This is a genomic window from Clostridia bacterium (assembly GCA_019683875.1).
In the GTDB taxonomy this organism is placed as follows: domain Bacteria; phylum Bacillota; class Sulfobacillia; order RBS10-35; family Bu92; genus Bu92.
In genome coordinates this window covers 1-4,526 of the sequence record JADGHN010000125.1, presented here as the reverse complement: position 1 = coordinate 4,526, position 4,526 = coordinate 1, and the positions used below count along the sequence as shown (strand labels likewise).

Annotated in this window: 6 protein-coding genes; all 6 read left to right on the top strand. The window is 67.8% G+C overall.

What is annotated here, in order from left to right; translation table 11 throughout:
• Positions 1 to 25: 25 nt before the first annotated feature.
• Complete coding sequence (locus IRZ18_08570) at positions 26 to 460, top strand: hypothetical protein (protein ID MBX5477157.1); 435 nt, start codon at positions 26 to 28, stop codon at positions 458 to 460.
• Complete coding sequence (locus IRZ18_08565) at positions 435 to 1,964, top strand: hypothetical protein (protein MBX5477156.1); 1,530 nt, start codon at positions 435 to 437, stop codon at positions 1,962 to 1,964. Before IRZ18_08570 ends, IRZ18_08565 begins: the two co-directional genes overlap by 26 nt.
• Positions 1,965 to 1,971: 7 nt before the next feature.
• A complete protein-coding gene (locus IRZ18_08560) occupies positions 1,972 to 2,115 on the top strand; it encodes a hypothetical protein (GenBank protein ID MBX5477155.1) in 144 nt (47 codons plus the stop codon).
• An 82-nt stretch (positions 2,116 to 2,197) separates the two neighbouring features.
• Positions 2,198 to 2,368 (top strand): hypothetical protein, encoded by a 171-nt coding sequence (locus IRZ18_08555; protein MBX5477154.1) that lies wholly within the window; start codon positions 2,198 to 2,200, stop codon positions 2,366 to 2,368.
• Positions 2,369 to 2,479: 111 nt separating this feature from the next.
• Positions 2,480 to 3,820, top strand: coding sequence for a hypothetical protein (locus IRZ18_08550; protein ID MBX5477153.1), 1,341 nt, complete (start codon positions 2,480 to 2,482; stop codon positions 3,818 to 3,820).
• Between the two features lie 295 nt (positions 3,821 to 4,115).
• The coding region (locus tag IRZ18_08545) for a hypothetical protein (GenBank protein MBX5477152.1) at positions 4,116 to 4,526 on the top strand (411 nt) is incomplete at its 3' end.

Genomic DNA, 4,526 nt, shown 5'->3' with positions numbered 1-4,526 from the left:
TTGCTGGCGAAAGGGGTGCGCGGGAATGGGGCAGGCAACCGAGGACAGCGCTCGCTACACCGTCATGAAGGCCGCGGAGGAGCAGCACTACACCCTGGGCATCGCGTACCCGGCCGACCGCATCGACGCACACGGAGAGTTCACGAGCGCCGAGGAGCTGGAGCGAACGGCCTGGCACTGGATGGCCGAGCATCGCCTGATCGGCATCCAGCACGAGGACGGCACAACCGGCCACGGGGTACCCGTGGAGTCGTACATCTACCGGGGTCCGGACTGGGAGATCAACGGCCAGACCGTGCGGGCCGGCGACTGGCTCCTGGGCGTGGTCTGGGACGACACCGCCTGGGACCTGATCAAGCGCGGGGTCCTAAAGGGCTACTCGATCCAGGGCGAAGCCGAAAGGAAGCCCGCATCCAAGGGGGAGGTGAAGCGCCTTGACCGGAGTGGCGCGGAAGCGTAAGCGCAAGGGCGATGAGGACGAGGAACAGGTCAAGGAACTGGTCGGGATGCACATCGAGCGCGTGGACGCGGTGACGGAGCCGGCCACGCGCTTGCCATTCCTGCTCATCAAGTCCCTGGACGGGAAGGGGCCGTCTCTAGACGAGCTCTTGCAAAAGGCCAAGGGAGACGGCGGTGCCGACGACGGCGCCTCCTCTGAGCGCGAGAAGCTCCATGAGGAACAGGAGGCGCGCGCGAAGCGCTACGGCATCAAGCCGAAGCCAGGCGGGCATCTCACGCCGCCAAAGGGGTACCCGGAAGATCCCGAGGACTACGGGGATCCAGTGAACTACGCCTACCCGATCGACGAGGAGCACATCCGCCCGGCCGTGGCCTACTTCAACCACGACGGCATGCGCGAGAAGGGCGGATACACGGAGGAGGAATGGGCGATCATCGGGCGGCGCATCGCCCAGGCGGCGAACCGGCTGCTTGGCGATGGCTACCGCTACGACGACGGCAAGATCGTGACGCCCAGTAGCGAGGAGAAGGACACGAGGAAGGAGGCGGGCAGTGTGGCAGAAACCGAGGCAGTTGCGAAGCAGGAAGAGGCGCCGCAGCTGAACGGCGTCCCCGGCTCGCCGGATTGGGAGAACGAGGATGCCGCGCTGCTGCGCCAGGCCGTCCAGGGACTCCTGGCGGTCAAGCAGATCCTGCAGAAGGTCCTCCAGCGTGAGCGCGTGGAGAGCACCCTCGATGTGAATGAGGTGGACGAAGTGAGCCGGCTCTGTGAAGCCTTGGACAGCCTCGCAGAGCTCATCGGTGAGGTGGCATCCGCGGCTGCCCTTGAGGAGGCGGAGGCCGCTGGCGACCAGGGTGAAGTCACGGTGACCGCCTCGGTCGAGAAGATCGGCCGCAAGATCAGCGCGGCGAACATGGATAAGATCAAGACGGCCATGCGTCACCTTGCCAACGTCGCCGGCTGCGCGACCATCAAGGAATTCGCGGACCTCTACGACACGGGCGCAGCCGACGAGGATGCCTCCAAGGCCAAAGGGCAGGGCAAGACTGAGGACGACGAGGGCGGCACGGCCAAGGCCAGACCAAAGGCCAAGGACGAAAACGCGGCGGAGCAGAGTGACAAGCAGGCTGAAACGAGAAAGAGCGCGGACGCCTCCGACGAGCACCCGGAGGCGTCTGCAGTCATGAAGGCGCTTGAAGCGACCGGGCTCGTGGAGCTTGCGAAGTCCGCCGGCACCCTGCTCAAAGCAGCTGAGGCGATCGCTCAGCTGGAGGAGCGGGTGAAGCGGATCGAGGAGCAGCCGCTGCCCGGTGGCCCGCTGCTGAGGGGCCGCGCCACCATGTCCGACTACTACCTCGTCCGGAAGGGCGAGGAGCCGGTGGCTGGCGCGCAGGGAGCCGCGCTTGAGTCGGTGCTCGATCAGGTGACGGATCCTTACCTGCGGGACGCGCTGAGCCGGGAGCTTGCCCGGGCGCTGCATCCCGCACACAAGGGGAAGGAGTGACTGATCCATGTCGCAGGGCATCCGCGAGATCACTGAAGAGACGCTGAACATGATCAAGCCCGACGTGAAGAAGGCCCTCTCCACGGGCTACACGGTGGACCTGGGCCTGACCGGGTACGAGCTCGAGGCGCCTAGCTTGCTGGGCCGCTAGCCGGTGACGGCTGGTGTAAAACGCGGCTGTATCGGAGGAGATCCCCATGATGGTGGACGACTCCGAGGGAAGGCGGGGGAACATGGCGCGCGTGGTCATGGACGACGTGGCGCGCCGGCAGGCGATCCGGGAGGCCATCAAGGCGCTCAAGGCCTCGCAGCGCACGACCAAGAGGGCGCTCCGGCTCCTCTCGCGCCTGCTACACTCCGCTCCCGTAGAGAGCGGGATGCCGCGCGACTCACAAGACGCGTGAGTCGATGGTGCGCTCCGACCTCCGTGGCAACACGGAGAGCACGGCGGAAACGACCGTGCCACGGCCCAATCGGGCCGGAGTAACAACCCGAGCAAGAAGCTCTTCCCGGTTTTGAGCCCATTCCGCAATAGCGTGCCGCGCAAGAAGGCGCCCGTTGGCAGCCAGGCGGCGCACTGGAAGGCCATCCGGCGGATCAACGCGGGTCGCGCCAACCCGTTCATCCCGTTCGGCCAGGCGGGCCCGAAGGTCCAGACGGAGGTGCTGGAGTTCTCGGCCGCCTACCGCCCGATCGCGCTCGATGACTCCGTGATCATGGACGCGCAGATGCTCGCCCAGGGCTTTGAAGACCTGCGTGCGACGGCGGGCATCAACCTGCTCTACGCGCTCATGATCGAGGAGGACCGGCTGCTGCTGGGCGGCCAGCCCTTCGCCTTGCCGAAGCCCGCACAGCCGGTGCTGACGGCCAATGTGACGGGCGGTTCCATCCCGGCGAGCACCACGGTCCATGTCCGGGTGCGCGCCCGCACGCTGGAGAACTGGTTCTTCGGCGGCGGCAGCGAGCTCTCGGACGACGCCACGGTGCAGACGGGAGCCGGTTCGACCAACTCCGTGACCGCGACCGTGGACCCGGTGCGCGGCGCGGTGGCGTACGACTGGTACGTCTCAGGAGACGGCACCACATATTTCTACGCCGGCACCACGACGGTCGAGAGCTTCAACCTGGAGGCCGTCCCGACCGCCGATGCGGCAACGCCGTCGCTTCCGGACCTTGCGCCCGCTGACACCTATCAGGTGGCGGCACAGGGTGACCGCAGCGCTGACCCGAATGCCTTCGCGGGGCTCCTCGCCACGATCGCGGGCGACTACCTGAACGGCACGTACGTCACTCCCGGCAAGGGCGAGCCTTCCGGCGGCATCTGGACGTCGCTGAAGGGCGCGCCGCTCACGGCTGACGGCGGCCAGATCGTGGAGTTCAGCGACATCTTCGTGCAGCTGTGGGATCAGGTCCGGCTTGCGCCGACCAAGATCCTGGTCTCCGGTCGCGAGGCGGCCAACATCGCGAAGATCGTCGCGAAGTCCGGCAACGGCGGTGGCGCGGCCTACACGATCGTCCAGCCGACGGGCACGGAGCGGGCGAGCCTCATCGCGGGCTACGCGGTGCAGGAGGTCCTGCACCCAATCACCCGCCGGCCGATCCCGCTGGAGGTCATGCCGCACCTGCCCCCGGGCACGGCGGTGATCATCACCGAGGTCCTGCCGTACCCGAACAACGCCGTGGCCAACGTGTTCGAGGTCGAAACGCAGCAGGAGTACCAGCAGCTCGAATACGCGATGGCGCGGCAGGAAGGCCCGGGCGGCGGTCCGCGGTATGACCTTGAGGTGCGTGCCATCGAGGTCTTCAAGAACTACTTCCCGGCCGGTTGCGCGGTCATCACCGGCATCGGCGAGTAGGGGGTGACTCGTGATGCGGGTCCGGCATAAGCCGGGCACCGCCGAACGGCTGTCCTTTGGGGGCGCGGTCTATGAGGCCGTCGCCCCCGGCCGTTTCGAGGTGCCTCATGATGTCGGGCAGGCGCTCATCACCTGGCCCGACTGGGAAATCGACACGGAGCCGCTGGACGAAGTGGCTCCGGCTTTCCCTGGACCTGGCGCCAGCCCTGACGTGACCAGCGGGCAGGTCGGGGGAGGCACTTCGGCCGCAGCGAGACGCCGGCGGCGGAGCCAGGCGGGGGAATGAACCATGGGCGTGAGTTACGTCAGCGCCGCCGAGGTGGCGGCCGCCCTGGATCTGCCTGAGCTTGCGCGGCTTGCCGCGGACGCGCCAGCAGGCGCGACGGAGCTCACGCTTGACCGCCCAGCCGATATCCCGCCCGGCGCCCAGGTGCTGGTCGGCCATGGAGCAGCCCAGCCGGAGACGGTCACGTCAGCCGGCGGGTCGGGCACGGCCCTCTCCCTGGGCCAGCCGCTGTCGACGGCGTGGCCAGCCGGTACGCGCATCCTGGACGTCACGCCCTTCGGCCCGGTTGCGGAGGCGGCGTCGCGGCTCGTGGACGACCTCACCTACACGCCGCACGAGGGCTTTGCCTACGCGGAGGTGGAGGAGGTCCATGACGCGATCGCCGACCGCGACGGGAACCTCACCGTCGTTGTGGATCGG

Bases quoted from the DNA above. Each gene is read 5' to 3' on its own strand.
- IRZ18_08560 (MBX5477155.1), top strand. From the start codon at position 1,972: ATGTCGCAGGGCATCCGCGAGATCACTGAAGAGACGCTGAACATGATC.
- IRZ18_08570 (MBX5477157.1), top strand. From the start codon at position 26: ATGGGGCAGGCAACCGAGGACAGCGCTCGCTACACCGTCATGAAGGCC.
- IRZ18_08555 (MBX5477154.1), top strand. From the start codon at position 2,198: ATGGCGCGCGTGGTCATGGACGACGTGGCGCGCCGGCAGGCGATCCGG.